Source organism: Singulisphaera acidiphila DSM 18658 (assembly GCF_000242455.2).
Classification (GTDB): Bacteria; Planctomycetota; Planctomycetia; order Isosphaerales; family Isosphaeraceae; genus Singulisphaera; species Singulisphaera acidiphila.
Genome location: NC_019892.1, coordinates 902323 through 918490, shown reverse-complemented (window position 1 = coordinate 918490; position 16168 = coordinate 902323). Strand labels below are relative to the sequence as shown.

11 protein-coding genes are annotated in these 16168 nt (G+C 64.5%); 7 read left to right on the top strand and 4 right to left on the bottom strand.

Features of this window, described 5'->3' with window-relative positions; all coding sequences use genetic code 11:
• Positions 1-77: 77 nt before the first annotated feature.
• Positions 78-2276: an FTR1 family protein gene (locus SINAC_RS03590; RefSeq protein WP_020465935.1), complete on the bottom strand. Its 2199-nt coding sequence runs from the start codon at positions 2274-2276 to the stop codon at positions 78-80.
• A 162-nt stretch (positions 2277-2438) separates the two neighbouring features.
• Between SINAC_RS03590 and SINAC_RS03585 the strand changes: the two genes are divergently transcribed.
• Complete coding sequence (locus tag SINAC_RS03585) at positions 2439-3137, top strand: class I SAM-dependent methyltransferase (protein ID WP_015244330.1); 699 nt, start codon at positions 2439-2441, stop codon at positions 3135-3137.
• A gap of 111 nt (positions 3138-3248) precedes the next feature.
• On the opposite strand, the gene SINAC_RS03580 is transcribed toward SINAC_RS03585, so the two are convergent.
• Positions 3249-4205: a dihydroorotate dehydrogenase gene (locus tag SINAC_RS03580; RefSeq protein ID WP_015244329.1), complete on the bottom strand. Its 957-nt coding sequence runs from the start codon at positions 4203-4205 to the stop codon at positions 3249-3251.
• 213 nt (positions 4206-4418) lie between these two features.
• On the opposite strand from SINAC_RS03580, the gene SINAC_RS03575 reads away from it, so the two are divergent.
• Positions 4419-6209 (top strand): glycoside hydrolase family 15 protein, encoded by a 1791-nt coding sequence (locus tag SINAC_RS03575; protein ID WP_015244328.1) that lies wholly within the window; start codon positions 4419-4421, stop codon positions 6207-6209.
• A 136-nt stretch (positions 6210-6345) separates the two neighbouring features.
• Here SINAC_RS03575 and SINAC_RS03570 read toward each other — a convergent pair whose 3' ends face one another.
• A complete protein-coding gene (locus tag SINAC_RS03570; RefSeq protein ID WP_015244327.1) occupies positions 6346-7302 on the bottom strand; it encodes a choice-of-anchor A family protein in 957 nt (318 codons plus the stop codon).
• Positions 7303-7845: 543 nt separating this feature from the next.
• Between SINAC_RS03570 and SINAC_RS03565 the strand changes: the two genes are divergently transcribed.
• The 4 genes from SINAC_RS03565 to SINAC_RS03550 all read left to right on the top strand — a co-directional run bounded on the left by SINAC_RS03565 (position 7846) and on the right by SINAC_RS03550 (position 13924).
• A complete protein-coding gene (locus tag SINAC_RS03565) occupies positions 7846-10773 on the top strand; it encodes an FAD-binding and (Fe-S)-binding domain-containing protein (protein WP_015244326.1) in 2928 nt (975 codons plus the stop codon).
• Positions 10774-11281: 508 nt separating this feature from the next.
• Positions 11282-11626, top strand: coding sequence for a hypothetical protein (locus SINAC_RS03560; RefSeq protein ID WP_015244325.1), 345 nt, complete (start codon positions 11282-11284; stop codon positions 11624-11626).
• A 159-nt stretch (positions 11627-11785) separates the two neighbouring features.
• A complete protein-coding gene (locus SINAC_RS03555; RefSeq protein ID WP_015244324.1) occupies positions 11786-12919 on the top strand; it encodes a glycoside hydrolase family 88 protein in 1134 nt (377 codons plus the stop codon).
• A 138-nt stretch (positions 12920-13057) separates the two neighbouring features.
• Positions 13058-13924, top strand: a complete 867-nt coding sequence (locus tag SINAC_RS03550; protein ID WP_015244323.1) for an NAD-dependent epimerase/dehydratase family protein — start codon at positions 13058-13060, stop codon at positions 13922-13924.
• A 29-nt stretch (positions 13925-13953) separates the two neighbouring features.
• Here the strand turns inward: SINAC_RS03550 and SINAC_RS03545 are convergent, their stop codons facing one another.
• Positions 13954-14358, bottom strand: a complete 405-nt coding sequence (locus tag SINAC_RS03545) for a hypothetical protein (protein ID WP_015244322.1) — start codon at positions 14356-14358, stop codon at positions 13954-13956.
• 250 nt (positions 14359-14608) lie between these two features.
• On the opposite strand from SINAC_RS03545, the gene SINAC_RS03540 reads away from it, so the two are divergent.
• Complete coding sequence (locus SINAC_RS03540) at positions 14609-16156, top strand: sugar ABC transporter ATP-binding protein (protein ID WP_015244321.1); 1548 nt, start codon at positions 14609-14611, stop codon at positions 16154-16156.
• Positions 16157-16168 lie beyond the last annotated feature (12 nt).

The window sequence follows — 16168 nt, the reverse complement described above, 5'->3', positions numbered from 1 at the left end:
CCCTTCGGCCTGACAGATTTCTCTCAGCACGTCCTTTACATGAGGATCGGCGGCCGGACCAAGGGCCGACCCGACAGTTAGCGACTGGCGGCTTGGCGGGTCGGCTTCGGAGTCGACGAAACTTCACCTGTGAGCACCAGCACCAGAGCGAAGGCGGCTCCGAGCAGCAACAGCCCTTGCACCGAGAGGGCCTGGACGTTCGGATGCAGGCCGAGGGCCGGCAGACCCGGACCAAACCATTCCAGCTCGGTCGTCTTGAGGATGCCCGCGTTCTGAAGCTCGAAGATCCCGTTGCCCGCGAAGACCACAGCCATCGCGAACAGGACGACTCCCGAGAACTTGAAGAAGGAGCGAAGCGGCAGCCGAACGCTGCTGGCCCGGATGATGTAGGCGATCACGGCCAGAAGAACTAGGCCCACACCGAGGCCAACCGCCAGCCCGATCACCCCTTCACGCGATCGTCCATGCCCGCCGATCAAAGCCTGATACATGAGCGCGGTCTCGGCCCCCTCGCGATAGACGGCCAGAAACGCGGTGAGAGCCAGTGTACCAAGCCCGCCGATCTCCGACCCGCGCGCGGCCTGCCGCTTGAGGAAATCCATCCACCGCTTCGACTCGGACTGCGAGATCAGCCAGTAACTGACGTAGAAGAGGACCCCCGACGCCGCGAGCATGACCACCCCTTCAGCCACCTCACGCGTCTTGTTCTGGGCGGAGCTGACGATCAGGTTCAGGCCCACAGCCGTGATGATGCTGGCGACGACCGCCAATCCCACCCCCCAGCCGATGGCCCGCATCGCCCCGGGCTGCGCCGTCTTGGTGGCCAAGGCCACCAGCATGGCCAGGAGGAGGATGACCTCGACTCCTTCGCGCAGGATGATGAACAGCGACCCCGCGAACGCCGGTCCGAAGGTCCCGGCGGGTTGCTCCGTCACCCGTCCCAAGGCGAGCGCGACTCGCTCCTGCAAATCATTCAGCTTCGCCCCCAGCTTCTCGCCCTTCAGACCCGACCCGACCTCGCCGCGAATCCGGTTGAACTCAATCTCCAGCGGGCGAACCTCTCGTGGATTCAACGAGTTCAAGATTCGCTCCAAGGGCTCGAAGTCGACCAGGTAGACCGAGGTCATCGCCGAAGCGGCGTCTTCGGCCTCGCCCTTGTCGGCCAGCGCCTGAAGTTCGAGCAGACCTTGCTTCAGACCCAGCAAGAGAGCGCGCTGATCGCGCGAGCCAGGGATCGTCGCAAGGGGAGGTGCCGCGTTGGCCGCCCCCACGAACACATGGGTCCGATCGGGCACCCCCTTCTTATTCAGGTCATCCGAAGCGTTGACCAGGCTGAGGAGCAGCTTGCGCGTGAGCTCGGCCATATACTCCGGCGGCTCATTCCCTTTGGCCACCTTCGAAGCTGCGGCCTGGGTCGCAAGGAACTCCCCTTCGAGCGCACCGGCACGGGCGTACCCCAGGTAAGTGCGCACGGCCGTTTCCATGTCCGACGCTTCAAACTCACCCCAGTAGGCGTCCTCCGCCAATCGCCTCGCCTTCTTAAACTCACCAGGGCGGGTAGCCGCATCGAAGCTCGCGGCCAAGGTCAGGCTGATCCGGTCGATGACCTCGGGCCAGGGAAGCACTGGGGCCACCTGTCCGGCGACGGGCGTAAACGACGGTGCCGTCACGGTCAGGGTGCCCAAGTCGGAAGCGGCTTCGCCCCCGATCGTCACTTCCTTGCGGAGCGGTTCACCCATCTCGTGCCAGACATTCAAGACGTAGCGACCCTCGGGAACCTCGGTAAACCGAAACTTGCCGTCGCGATCGCAGGTCTTCACCCAGGGCGACGCGCTTACCACGACATATCCGCACATGTGGCTATGGATATCACAGGCGAGGCGGACAACCCCTGGTTTGTCGGGAACCCAGTCATGGGGTTCCCCAGGAGCCATCGACTGGTTAAAGTCGAAGCCGGGAGTCACGACGTGGACGCTATGCCGCTCCGAGTCGGCATTGGTAAACCGCAAGGTTCGTCCCAGGGACATCGCCTGCACCCGAGGCACGAACTGCAAGCCCTTCTGGTCGACCAGCACGACCTCGGCATCGGCCGCCTGCTTCAGAGCCGGATCGGCCGGGCTGGATCCAGTGCCAGTGACCGGCTCGAGGCTGACAACCGCAGGACTGACCCCGGGCGAGCAGACCTCGGGCATGGCGACCCGACCCGAAACGTCCCCAGCGCGGGCCGACAGCCCCCCCAACAGCAGGAACCAGGCCAAGACCGCCAACCGTCGCATGGAAGTGTTTACCACGTCGCGATCCATCAATTTTATGGGTAGGCTGGTACTCGACCGGGGGGGCGTCACGCAGCGTATTGAGATTCAATCTCAACAGGGTCCTGTCATTATAGTCGCGTGTTCGCGAGGTCGTCAAACAGTTTTTTTCGCGGATACCTAACGATGATTACTGAGTCAAACCCGAAGCCCGGCACGACTTACGAGGGTCCGGTGCTGACCTCGACGTTTTCGTTCGGGGGTCGGGACATTCGCGTGGTGCGGCCTGCCGACCCGGACCGTTTGCTGGACGACCCCAGCGTTCTGGCCTGGAATCGGCAAGATGACTACATGCCCTACTGGGCCTATCTCTGGCCCGGCGCTCATCTTCTGGCGGAGGCGGTGGGGCGCGAGCCCTGGGCGGAGGGAGCGCACGCCCTGGAGATCGGCTGTGGCCTGGGCCTGGCCGGCCTGGTGGCCTTGGGGCGTGGCTTGCGGGTCCGGTTCACCGACTACGACGAGGCTCCCTTACGATTCACGGCCCTGAGCGCCGAGGCGAATGGCTTCGCCCCTGAGACTTATTCCACGGCGCTGCTCGACTGGCGCGAGCTACCCGAGGAACGCTACCCGATCATCCTCGGGGCCGACGTCCTCTACGAGAGCCGACTGGTCCCGCTGGTCGCCGACCTCCTGGCCCGGCTCCTGGAGCCGAACGGGCTCGCGCTGATCGCCGGCCCCTACCGCGTGGCGACCGAAGGATTGGACGCCTGCCTGCGCGATCGCGGCCTAGTCCAGGAACTCGAACCGATCCGAGCGGAGAGCGAGCACGGGCCGGTGCGCGGAACCTTGCACCGGATCCGGCGAGCAGGTTCATTGTCACTCTGACGGTCGCCCCTCTGGTCGTTGCCAAACGTCAGGCTTCACCGGGAAATGGGTGCTACGGGTTCCGTACTCGGCCCCCGTAGCACCGCAACGTCCGTCATTTGCCGGTGAGACTCAGCCTTTTGCCTTCGGGGCACTTTCCACCGGGCTCACGTCCCGATTTGAGCGAAGCGTACCGATGAGGTCGTTGACATCGTCGATCTTCTCTTCTTCGAGAATCCGGCTGAGGTCACCGACAAGGCGATCGGAGGCGGTCGGGTCGTAGAAGGTGGCGGTGCCGACCTGGATGGCGGAGGCGCCGGCGACGAGGAACTCGAGGGCGTCGTCGACGCTGGCGATGCCGCCGATGCCGATGATCGGCAAGTCGGGCAGGGCGCGGGCGACGTCCCAGACCATCCGCAAGGCGAGAGGTTTGATCGCGGGGCCACTCAGGCCGCCGACGTCATTGGCCAGGACCGGCCGCCGCTTTCGCCAGTTGACGACCAGGCCGCGAAACGTGTTGATCAGGCTGACGGCGTCCGCGCCCCCTTCGGCCGCCGCCCGGGCGATGGCGACGATGTCGGTGACGTTCGGCGTCAGCTTGGCGATGATGGGAAGAGGGGTCACCGCGCGGACGCGTCGCACCAGCCGCCCCACCGCGTCGGGGTCGATTCCCAGGTCGAGGCCGTGGCTGACGTTCGGGCACGAGACGTTGAGCTCGAGCCCGGCGAGGCCGGGGTCGCCGCCGAGGGTCTCGGCCATCGCCACGAACTGGTCTTCGTCCTCACCCGCGATGTTGGCGATCACGGCCGTGCCGACGGTCCGCAAGTAAGGGAGGTGGTGCTCCCGGAAGTGGTCGATGCCATCGTTGTCCAGGCCGATCGCGTTGAGCAGGCCCGAGGAGGTCTCGACGGTCCGAGGAGTCGGGTTGCCCGCCCTCGGCCGGTAGGTCACGGTCTTGGGGATCACCCCGCCGAGCCGGTCGAGCCGGACGAAGGGGGCCATCTCCCGGATGTAGCCGAACGTGCCCGAAGCGACAAGAACCGGGTTCTTCAACTCCAAGCGTCCGAGACGGACCCGCAAATCGACCACGTCACAACTCCACCGTTCCAAGATAGCCTTCTTGATAGGAAGGGCATGGCCCACCCTTACAAGAGAGGATGACTTTTCCAACCCACTGATCTCGTTTCTGGCCTCATACTTCCACCAGGCCTGAACGACCATCCAAGGTACAATAATCACGAACCGAGCCGACACCCCGATCGTGGCGGCCCGCCTCCAACCCAAGCCAAAGGACCAAGCGTCATGGCCTTGAGGATTGAAGACTACGCCTTGATCGGAGACTGCCGGACCGCGGCCCTGGTCGGGAAAAATGGGTCGATCGACTGGCTCTGCGTCCCTCGATTCGATTCGGGCGCCTGCTTCGCCGCATTGCTGGGCACAGCCGAGAACGGACGCTGGCAGATCGCCCCGGCGGAAAAGATCCGCCGGATCAGCCGGCGCTACCGGCCCGGGACGCTCGTGCTCGAGACCGAGTTTGAGACCGACTCGGGCAGCGTCGCGGTCATCGACGCCATGGCGATGACCACCGAGACCCCAACCGTCCTCCGCCTGGTCGAGGGCAGGGGGGGACGAGTCCCCATGCGGCTCGACTTGAGCATCCGGTTCGACTACGGCTCGATCGTCCCCTGGGTCCGGCGGACCGACGGCTCGATCTCGGCGATCGGAGGCCCGGACATGCTCCGGTTCACCGCCGGCGCCGAAATCCGGGGCGAAGGCCTGACGACGGTCGCCGACTTCACCGTCGCCGACGGTCAGCGGATCCCGTTCGAGGCCACCTGGCACCCCTCGCACGAGCCGTGCCCACGGCAAGTCGACGTCGAACGTGCGATCGAGGAGACGACGGAGTGGTGGGGCCGTTGGTCGCAGGGGTGCCCGGATGTGGAGGGCGATACCGAGGCGGTTCGTCGCTCGTTGATCACCTTGAAGGCTCTGACCTTCGCGCCGACGGGCGGGATCGTCGCCGCCCCGACCACGTCCTTGCCCGAATGCCCTGGAGGGGTCCGGAACTGGGACTATCGCTATTGCTGGATCCGCGACGCGACCTTCACCCTCTACTCGTTGATGACCTCGGGTTATCTCGAGGAAGCGCGTCAGTGGCGTGATTGGCTCCTCCGTGCCGTGGCCGGCCAACCGGCGGAGCTGCAAATCATGTACGGGCTGTCGGGCGAGCGCAGGCTCACCGAGTTGGAACTCCCCTGGCTCCCTGGCTACGAGAGTTCGCGCCCCGTGCGGATCGGCAACGCGGCCTCGAACCAATTCCAGCTCGACGTGTTCGGCGAAGTCATCGACGCCTTGTACCAGGGGCGTCGTGACGGCATAGCCCCCCTCGAAGAGGGATGGCGCGTCGAGCACCTCCTACTCAACCACCTGGAGACGGCCTGGACGCTTCCCGACGAGGGGATCTGGGAAGTCCGTGGGGAACGAAGACCGTTCACTCACTCGAAGGTGATGGCCTGGGTGGCCTTCGACCGCGCCGTGAAGTCGGTCGAGCAATTCCAGGTTGAGGGGCCGGTCGAGCGCTGGCGGGCCGTGCGCGACCAGATCCACGCGGAGGTCTGCCGCGACGGTTTCAACTCCGAACTGAACGCCTTCGTCCAGTCGTACGGCACGAACCGGCTCGACGCCAGCCTGCTGATGGTCCCGCTGGTCGGCTTTCTGCCGGCCGACGATCCCAGGGTGCTCGGAACGGTCGCGGCGATCGAGCGCCGGCTGATGAAGGCTGGTTTCGTCGCCCGCTACGAAACCGATCCGGAGGTCGACGGCCTCCCCCCCGGTGAGGGATCGTTCCTCCCTTGCACCTTCTGGTACGCCGACAACCTGGGACTCCAGGGGCGTGCCGACGAGGCGAGACTGATCTTCGACCGGCTCCTGGCCATCCGCAACGACGTCGGCCTCCTCGCGGAAGAGTACGACTCGACGACGGGCCGGCAACTGGGCAACTTCCCTCAGGCCTTCTCCCACGTCTCGTTGATCAACACCGCGCACAACCTCGGACGCGGCCGTCGACCCGCCGAACTTCGGCGGCGCCCCTGAACCAAGACTCAACACCGCACCACGGAAAACACGGAAGCCCACGAAAACCAAGGTAATGACTGATTTCCAAATTCATTCAATTCAGCAATCACTCTTTTTCAGCTTCCGTATGTTCCATGGTTCGATGCCGCACTTTTCAGGATTCCACGAGCGGGGCACGCCTGAGGCAGATGGCCCTGAATCGCGGTGAGAATGCGAGGACCAGACCGCAGATTCCCATGAGAACGAAGGACGAAGGCTCGGGGACGGCCTGCGGGAGCGTCCCTCCGAAGGGGTAGTTGTGCACCTCAACATGCCCGTTGAGCGAGGCCCCGATCAATGAACCGTTGACGTGGTTGTAGTCGAACTGAAGCGCGGCGCCAGGTGCCAAGACGCTGCCGTAGATCGAGACGTTCGAGTCGGTCAGTGTCTTCGCTTTCGAGAAATTGAACAGGATGTTATTGATCAGCGGGTTCGTTTCCGAAGCCGATCCGTTGACGTACATCTGGAAGTTCGCCAACGAAGGAGAGGTTCCATCGACGTTGATCAAGACAGTCGAGCCGGAAGGAGCGACGATATTGAGGCCGTTGTTGTTGGCGCTGGCGAACTGGGCGGCCGTCAGATTGAAAACATTGAGGCTACTGGAAACGCCCGTCAGGGTCAGGCCGAGCGCCCCTGCGCCCACCGCTCCGCTCGACGCTTGCGACGCCAGGAACGACGACAAGGCACTCAACGACGTCGCAGCCGCCGTAAAGTCGATCGGCTTATCCTGAAACTTGCTGCCAGTCACGTTGACCCCCGACAAACTGGTCGTTCCGCCGACGTGGAGATCACCATTGATGGTGCCGTTGCTGAAGACCAGGTTGCCGCCAACCACAAGCGCGTTTGTGGTATTGGTCGGAAGCTTCGACGCGACGCTGTAGCCCGTATACGTCGCGTTTCCACCAATCGCCACCCGTCCTTCCGAGTCGGTGTAAGCTTGGTTGGCGTTCCCCAAGATAAAGACGCTGTAATTCTGAGCAGGACCAAGCGACATCCCCGCTTGAGCCTCTCCCGAAGTCATCACAAGGATGGCGATCAAACCCACAATCCCACGAACACGCCAATTCCGCATCTCGATTTCCTCGCTTGTAATATGCGCAGCACCGGACACCCTTCCGAACACACCTCTCGAGGAGGTGGCGATCGGGGAAACGAATGCCTTGCGGGAGACTCCATTCCTCTGAGCTAAGCTCAGAGCGGGCCAAAGGGGGAGGGAAGCACACACTCATTGGAATCTGAAAGGATGAGCTTGAGTTGCTTTCTCTCCCTTATTTCTTTTCTTAAACGACCCCACCACGACTCAGTGGCTCGACGATTCCAGAGAAAGCATGTTAATCCCCAAAACCGTGCATGGTCAAAGCGAGCTTGCCCTTTTGGAAGAATAGGCAATTTGCGAAACATGCAACGAAGAAAAGGCACTTGAATGATGCCCAAAGGCGACAAGCGAGATCCTCTCATCGCAACAGAAGCATCAACCCCTCGCCCCGGGTCGTTTGGTCTCGTTTGGCGGCCGGGTGAATCGTGAAAAAAAGCAACGCGTTTCGAGCCGGGACTATCAAAAAGAAAGGCAAAGACGGGATCGCCTTGGGGGACCATCCTGGCATAAGATATTGCGATGACGACGACCACCAACATGCAGCGCCTCCAAGACCGTCTCAGCCGGGAAACTCGTGCCGAAGTTCGCTTCGATCGGGGAAGCCGCGGCCTGTACTCGACCGATGCGAGCCTCTACCAGATCGAACCCCTGGGCGTGGTGGTGCCACGCACGGCGGCCGACGTGGTGGCGACCGTCCGGATTGCCGCCGATGAGGGCGTGCCGATCGTGCCGCGAGGGGCGGCCACAAGTCTCTCGGGGCAGACGATCGGCCCGGCCATCGTGCTCGACTTCTCCAAGTACCTGAACCGGGTCGGCGTGGTCGATCGCGACCGGATGACCGTGCGGGTTGAGCCGGGAGTTGTGCTCGACCGGCTCAACGCCCACCTCCGACCGCTCGGCCTGATGTTCGGGCCCGACGTGTCGACCAGCGACCGCGCCACGATCGGCGGAATGATCGGCAACAACTCGGCAGGCGCGCGGTCCCTCCGCTATGGCAAGACCGTTGACCATGTCCTTTCGGTCGACGTCGTCCTGGCCGACGGTACGTCGACGACCTTGGGCCCGGTCCCGGCGACCGAACTCGATGCGCTCTGCGCCCGGCCCGACTCCGTCGGCACGATCCATCGCGTGGTCCGCGACACCGTCGCCCGGCACCGGGCGGCGATCGAGGCGAAGTTCCCCAAAATCCTCCGCCGGGTCAGCGGGTATAACCTCGATGAGTTCGTGCCGGGCCTGCCGGTCCGCGCGGCCGGCTGGCAAGACGACCCTTGGCAGTTCAACCTGGCGCGCTTGATCGTCGGGTCGGAGGGAACGCTGGCGGTCGTCCAGGGGGCCGAGCTCAAGGTCGTACCGATCCCTGCGGCAACCGGCCTCGTCGTACTCTCGTTCGCAACAATCCCGGCCGCGCTCGATCGGCTCGAGGAGATCGTGGCGACCGGTCCGGTGGCCGTCGAGATGCTCGACCGGATGATCCTCGACCTGGCCGCAACCCACCCCGCCTACGCGGGGCGGATGGAGTTCGCCGAAGGGCGTCCGGCCGCGGTCCTCGCCGCTCAGTTCTACGCCGACAGCGCGGAGGAGTTGGCCGACCGGGCCAACGACCTGGCCCGCCGGTTCGAAGGGCGTCCGCACGTCCTGGGAGTCCGCAAAAGCCTGGGAGGAGCCGAAAAGGACGACTTCTGGAAGGTCCGCAAAGCCGGGTTCTCACTTCTGATGGGGCTGGTCGGCGACTCCAAGCCGGTCGCCTTCGTCGAAGACACAGCGGTCGCTCCCGCCCGCTTGCCCGCCTTCTACGAACGATTCGAGGCGATCGTCGAACGCCAAGGGGTCGAGGCCGCCTGCTACGGCCATGCCGACGTCGGCTGCCTGCACATCCGGCCGATCCTCAACGTCAAAACCCACGAGGGGGTCGAGTCGCTACGGACAATCGCGCGCGAGGTCTCTGACCTGGTCGTCGAGTTCGAGGGCGCGATGAGCGGCGAGCACGGCGACGGCCTGGCCCGCAGCCTCTGGAACACCAAGCTGTTCGGCCCCGAGGTCTACGGGGCGTTCGAAGCCGTCAAGCGCGCCTTCGACCCCGAGAACCGGATGAACCCGGGGAAGGTCGTCGCCGCGCCCGACCCCGGCGACAACCTACGCATCAGCCCCGATTACCACCCTCACGAGCCCGAGTCGACCGTGTTCGACTTCTCGAGCCAGGGCGGGTTCGCCCGGGCCGTCGAGATGTGCTCGGGCGTCGGTGCCTGCCGCAAGACAGGGACCGGCACCATGTGCCCGAGCTATATGGTCACGATGGAGGAGGAGCACACGACCAGGGGCCGCGCCAACGCGCTCCGGATGGCGATGACCGGTGAGCTCGGCCGCGACGGATTCCAGAACGAGGCGCTCCACGAGGCGCTCGACCTCTGCCTTCAGTGCAAGGCCTGCAAGAGCGAGTGCCCGTCGAACGTCGACATGGCCAAGCTCAAGGCCGAAGTCCTCCACCAGGTCTACAAAGAGAAGCGAGTGCCGATCGGCACGCTCTTGATGGGCCACATCCACCGGCTCAACCCGATCGGCTCGGCGACGGCCCCGCTGGCCAACTGGACCCTGCAACAGCCCTCGTTCAAATGGCTGCTCGAGAAGGTCGCCGGGATCGACCGACGACGAACCCTGCCGACTTTTGCACGCGACAACCTGCGCCGCTGGTTCCGCCGCCACCCGGTTGACCCCCGCGCGGGGACTCAGGGGTCCGTCCTCTTGATGGACGACTGCTTCACCACCTACAACAACCCGGAAATCGGCCGGGCCGCCGTACGAGTGCTCGAGGCGTCCGGCTACCGAGTCGAGTTGGCGGGCCTCCCTTGCTGCGGCCGCCCCGCGCTCTCCAAGGGCCTGCTCACCCTGGGCCGCGACCTCGCCCGCGAGAACGTCCGCCGACTGGTCGGCCACGCCCGCAAGGGGACGCCCATCCTCGGCTGCGAGCCGAGTTGCCTGCTCACCCTGGTCGACGAGTACCGCGACTTCCGGCTCGGCCCCGACGCCGACCTCGTCGCCAAGTCCTCACAACTCGTGGACGCGTTCGTGGCCGACCCGGCCCGGGTCCCCTCGCTCCCTTTGCGTCCCCTCGAGGAGCAGGTCCTCCTGCACGGCCACTGCCAGCAAAAAGCCCTCGTGGGCACGGCCGGGACGATGGCCGCCCTCCGCCGGATTCCCGGGCTCGAGGTCAAGGAACTCGACTCGGGCTGCTGCGGCATGGCCGGCTCGTTCGGCTACGAGCATGGCCACTACGAGGTCAGCGCGGCCCTGGCCAATCGCGTGATCCTGCCGGCCATGCAGGCCAACCCCAAGGCGCGACTGGTCGCCCCCGGCTTCTCGTGCCGAAGCCAGGTCCACGGCCTCGCCGGACACAACGCGCTGCACCCGATCGAGCTTCTCGCCGAACAACTGACCCCTCAGGAAGCCTGAGCCTTGCTTGCGAGACCGCGATAATCGTCTCGGCCAATCAATTGATCGATCTCAGGAACGACCCCCGTTGATCATCACCCTCCAGTGAGCGGCCAACGGGGTTTCTGATGATTGATTGCGGGCGAAGCTCCCCGAACGCTCTCAAAATCAATTAAATTTATTGAAATTTGAATTCATGAAATTGAAGAGCGAGCGAGGCGCCCACGGTCCCAGGAAAAATGGCAACATCGCGATTCGCTGATGATGCCTGCAGGTTCCGAAACGGGCCATGGATCAAGGCATACCGCCCTCGTTTCATTTCCTCTTATCGCCAAACCTTTCCACGCCAGCCCATCCCACCGACACCAAAGGCAAAACCAGGCGAAAAACGCAAAAAAACTCGCGATCTCGGACTCACAAGAGACTAGACGAAGGCTCGCGTTCTCTCTTATGATATATTTAGAAACGCAGATAACATCCATGCTCGATAGACTCCACCCTCCCGCTAAGAACGGCTTTGGAGCTGGACATGTCTCCGCACCTTGCGTCCCTCGGCAAACGAAAAATCAGAACATTCAGCAAAGCCGTCGAATCGTGGAGTGATGCGGAGCCGGTCGCGCAGTCGAGTTGGGCGTCATCCCCCAGCCTGGGCGGTGATGAGGTCAGGGTCGAGCCGAGTCCTTGGAAACGTCAAGTCGCGATCGGCGCGATCGTCGGGAGCGAGTTTGCCGTCATTTTGGTGCTCCTCGCCAGCGTTGTCCGAGGATCGACCGACCGTCGACAGTTCGCCTGGACGCTCGGGATCCTCTCGGTCACCCTTCTCGCTCTCTCTCTGCTCAGACGGAAGGCCTTGCCGACTGCGTCGGAGTACTGACGCTTGCAGTGGGCCAATGCTCCCCGGTTGCCTTTTGGGGCCGGCGATGGTCCAGCCGTCTTCCGCTTCGGGACGTTATTCCGTCTCCGTTTTCGGCCCGGTACGGTATATTCGACGCGGTTTTCGAAAAGAAACATGCGTCCGTAAGGAGCACGAACCGTGGCCGAACCTCGTGAGATCGACCTGGCCGACCTCAAGCCTCGCCTGGAGCGGGCTTTTGACTTCGCGGGCCGCCAGGTCCGGGCGACGATCGAGCGGACCCCCGACTATTTTCCGATCTATACCGTCGAGGGGCGTTGGAAGCACGAGGGCGAGCTCTGGACCGATTGGTGCGCAGGGTTCCACGCCGGCATGATGTGGCTGCTCGCGGAACGCGACGGCGACCCCTGGTGGCGCGCTCAGGCTGAGCACTACTCGAAGCTCATCGAGCATAAGCAGCACGACCGCGAGGTCCACGACCTCGGCTTTATCTTCATGAACACATACCTCCCCTGGTATCGGCTGACCGGAGACCCCGCGCTCCGCAAGGTGCTCATCCAGGCGGGGCAAACCCTGGCGCTTCGGTTCAACCCCAGAGGGAAGTACCTCCGGTCGTTCGTCGCTCCCGAAAGCCTGTTCATCGACATCATGATGAACGTGCCGATCATGTTCTACGTCGCGAAGGAGACGAACGACGACGCCCTCTATGACCTGGCCGTCTACCACTGCCGCACCACCGAGCGAACCCTCGTCCGACCCGACGGCGGCACCGCACACGAGGGGATCTTCGACCTCAGGACCGGCGCATTCCTCCGCCAGACCACGCACCAAGGGTTGAGTGGCGAGTCCGACTGGACCCGGGGGCTGGCCTGGTCGCTCTACGGCTACGGCACCGTCTTCAGCTACACGAAGAACCCAGTTGACCTCGCCGTCGCCGAGCGCAACGCCGACCACTTCATCGAACGCTGTCCGGAAGGACTCATCCCCCCCTGGGACTTCGACGTTCCCCCCGGCCCCGACCGGATCGACGACAGCTCGGCCGGCGCAATCGCGGCCTCCGGGCTCTGGAACCTGGCCGAGCTCACGGACGATCCCGACCGTGCCCGCCGCTACCGAAACGCCAGCCTGACGATCCTCGACACCCTCTGCACCGACCACTACCTCGCCTGGAACAAGCCGGGGTGGGAAGGGGTGCTCATGCACGGCGTCTATCATTTTCATAAGAAGCTGGGCGTCGACGAGTCGGTGATGTGGGGCGAATACTTCTTCCTCGAAGCGGTGGCCAAGGTCCTCGGAATCCGCAAGCCGTTCTGACGGTCCGAAGACCCGCGCGCCGGGGCTCCTGGTGTTCCTCGCCCTCATGCGGTATCGTCTGGGGGCGACGGCGCCGCTTCGGCTGGTTGATCGAATTCGCGATGGACCGCCTCACGCCTCTTCCGGAAAGCTCCAGCCATGAACCCCGACGAGTCAGCCGACAATGTTGAGGAGAACCGCCTCAATGGTGCGGACTCCCTGCCCAGCTTGCCTATCTACAATCCCGCGGAAGAGCTCGACGAGTTCGACGACGAGGACATGGAGGAAGGTCCGCGCACCGTTCTCATCACCGGAGCGTCAGGCAACATCGGCCGAAAGCTCCGAGCCGCCTGGCACGAGCTCTACGACCTGGTCCTGATCGATCGCGTGGCCGACCCGGACGATCCCGACGTCATCGTGGCCGACCTGTCCGAGTTGGACGAAGACTGGATTACCCACTTCCACGGGGTCGACACGGTGATCCACCTGGCGGCCAACCCCAACGACTCCGCTTCGTGGGAAGAGCTGGTCGGGCCCAACCTCGATGCGCTCAGCAACGTGCTCCATGCGTCGGCCCTCGCAGGCATCGATCGCGTGATCTTCGCCAGCTCGAATCACGTGATGGGGGGCTATCGAGAACTCGACGACGGGCCGATCGACGTCACCCGCCCCCCCCAGCCCGATGGCCCTTACGGGGCGACCAAGCTGATGGGCGAACGGCTCGGCCGAAGCCTGGCGAGCTCGTTCGACATGACATTCATCGCGCTTCGGCTCGGCTGGATTCAGCCGGGAGAGAACCGGCCGGAGACCCTCCCCGACGATTGGTCGCGGGGCCTGTGGCTCTCCAATGGCGACCTCATACGTCTCTTCGAGGGGGCCGTCGAGTCGGACGTTGAGGAACGCGACTTCCTGGTGGCCAATGGGATGTCGAACAACCGAGGGATGCGCTGGAGCCTGAGCGAGGCGACCGAGTGGCTCGACTACCACCCCGAGGATGATGCCTACGCCGGGCAGCCTGAAGCATGATCCAAGGCCCAAGTGCGGGCCGCAACAGCTCAGCGCCGCCTTGACGTAAAGCCCATGATCACGACCACGATGATCGCGACCACCCCAAAGATCGCCACGTTCACGAAGTTTCCCTCGAGGAACGCCATCGCGAGCATCATGAGCGCCGCGAGCAGGCCGACGGTCAGGAGAACCCGGCGAATGGCGCCGGGGTGGGCACGGGAAGCCTCCGGGGCGTCGGAATCCTGGTCGGGGCCGATCACCAGAACGGCGTCGTCCGGCGCCAGGTGGGCGACACGGGGCGGCCTCATGAGTTCCGGCGGCAGGCTCGCCCGCCCGCACTTCGGGCAGCAGAGCCAGGTATTCGCCTCGCTGGTCCGTGCCTCGAGCGCAACCTGACAGTTCGGGCAGCGATAGGCCACGATGTAGGTGATCTCCGACTGCGTCTGCTGCACGGTCGTGGACCTCGCTCATTCCTCTTTATTCAGGGAGGGCGCACCGATCGAATCGAATCCGATCGAGGTTCATGATACCCCCTCGAACACACGAACACACGGAAAACCAAAAGACGGCTCACGGCAAAGGAGGTACGGGGTACTTCCGCGCCGCGAGGTGGGCACGTAGGATGGGGCCATCCCCTTTTTTAGAAAAAATCACGGCTCGGCTGGCAGGCACCGAGACTTCCTCGACGGACGAAATCGCAAAATGAGCGTCCCAGAAGAATCCGTCCGGCTCCGGATGCGGCAGATCAGCAAGAATTTCGGAGGGGTCCACGCGCTCCGCGACGTGACCTTCACGGCCAAGGCCGGCGAAGTCCACTCCCTCTGCGGCGAGAACGGAGCGGGCAAGAGCACGCTCATGAAGATCCTCGCCGGCGCGATCAACGACTACGACGGCCAGATCGAAATGAACGGCCGCGAAGTCCGCTTCTCAGGGCCGCGCGCCGCCGAGGACGCAGGGGTCCGGATCATCTACCAGGAGCTCAACCTCGTCCCGCAGATGACGGTGGCCGCCAATATCTTCCTCGGCCGCGAGAAGACCCACGGGCCGGGCTGGCTCGACAACCGCGCCATGGAGGCCGAGGCCCGGCGCCTGTTCGACCGCCTGGGCACGCCCATCTCGCCCCGAACCCGGGTCGGCGACCTCCGGATCGGCGACCAGCAGATGGTCGAGATCGCCAAGGCCCTGGTCTTCGACGCGGCCGTCCTGATCATGGACGAGCCGACCTCGGCCCTCTCCGACGCCGAGGTCGCGCGGCTCTTCCGCGTGATCGATGACTTGCGCAAGCAAGGGACGACCGTGCTCTACATCTCGCACAAGATGAACGAGATCTTCACCTTGTCCGACCACGTGACCGTCCTCCGCGACGGCCGGAACGTCGCCGATTCACCCTTGGCCCAGACCGGCCCTGAGCAGGTCGTCCGCTGGATGGTCGGCCGCGAGATTGCCGAACTCCAGTTCGAGCACAAGGCCGTCGCCGGCGCGGCCCTCCTCCAGGTCGACGGCCTCTCCCTGGACTGTCCCCCCGGCAGCGGTCGCCCCGCGCTCTCGAACATCAGCTTCGAGGCCCGCTCCGGTGAGGTGCTCGGCATCGCCGGCCTGCTCGGCGCCGGGCGAACCGAACTGCTCGAGGCCCTCTTCGGCGCCAGCCAGGCCGCACCCGGCGGCACGATCCGACTCGAGGGCAAACCGGTCCGGTTCCGCGACCCCGGCCAGGCGATCGCCGCCGGGATCGCCCTGGTGACCGAGGACCGCAAAACGCTCGGCCTCTTCGACCGGATGACCGTGGCGGAAAACATCACGATCCGCCACCTCGATTCACTGACCCGTGGCGGCCTGATCGACAGCCGCGCCGAGGCGCTCGCGGTGACCGACTCGATCCGCCAACTCGCGATCAAGACGGACGGCGGAGGCGCGGCCATCACGAGCCTCTCGGGCGGCAACCAGCAGAAATGCATCCTCGCCCGCTGGCTCCTGACCGGGCCCAAGGTCCTGCTCCTCGACGAGCCGACCCGCGGCATCGACGTCGGCGCCAAGGCCGAGATCTATGCCTTGATCCGCCGCCTGGTCGCCGAGGGCATGTCCATCATCATGACCTCGAGCGAACTTCCCGAGCTACTGGCCGTCTCCGACCGGATCCTCGTCCTCTGCGAAGGCCGGCTCACCGCCGAACTACCTCGCGCCGAGGCCGCCGAAGAAACGATCATGCACGCCGCGACCCGGTTCCTCGACCGCGCAGCGAAAGCATCGTGAAACCGGTAGACC

Excerpts from the sequence above, each read along its gene's own strand:
- SINAC_RS03550 (WP_015244323.1), top strand. The coding sequence starts at position 13,058 with ATGAACCCCGACGAGTCAGCCGACAATGTTGAGGAGAACCGCCTCAAT.
- SINAC_RS03585 (WP_015244330.1), top strand. The coding sequence starts at position 2,439 with ATGATTACTGAGTCAAACCCGAAGCCCGGCACGACTTACGAGGGTCCG.
- SINAC_RS03540 (WP_015244321.1), top strand. The coding sequence starts at position 14,609 with ATGAGCGTCCCAGAAGAATCCGTCCGGCTCCGGATGCGGCAGATCAGC.
- SINAC_RS03570 (WP_015244327.1), bottom strand. The coding sequence starts at position 7,302 with ATGCGGAATTGGCGTGTTCGTGGGATTGTGGGTTTGATCGCCATCCTT.
- SINAC_RS03590 (WP_020465935.1), bottom strand. The coding sequence starts at position 2,276 with ATGCGACGGTTGGCGGTCTTGGCCTGGTTCCTGCTGTTGGGGGGGCTG.
- SINAC_RS03560 (WP_015244325.1), top strand. The coding sequence starts at position 11,282 with ATGTCTCCGCACCTTGCGTCCCTCGGCAAACGAAAAATCAGAACATTC.
- SINAC_RS03575 (WP_015244328.1), top strand. The coding sequence starts at position 4,419 with ATGGCCTTGAGGATTGAAGACTACGCCTTGATCGGAGACTGCCGGACC.
- SINAC_RS03565 (WP_015244326.1), top strand. The coding sequence starts at position 7,846 with ATGACGACGACCACCAACATGCAGCGCCTCCAAGACCGTCTCAGCCGG.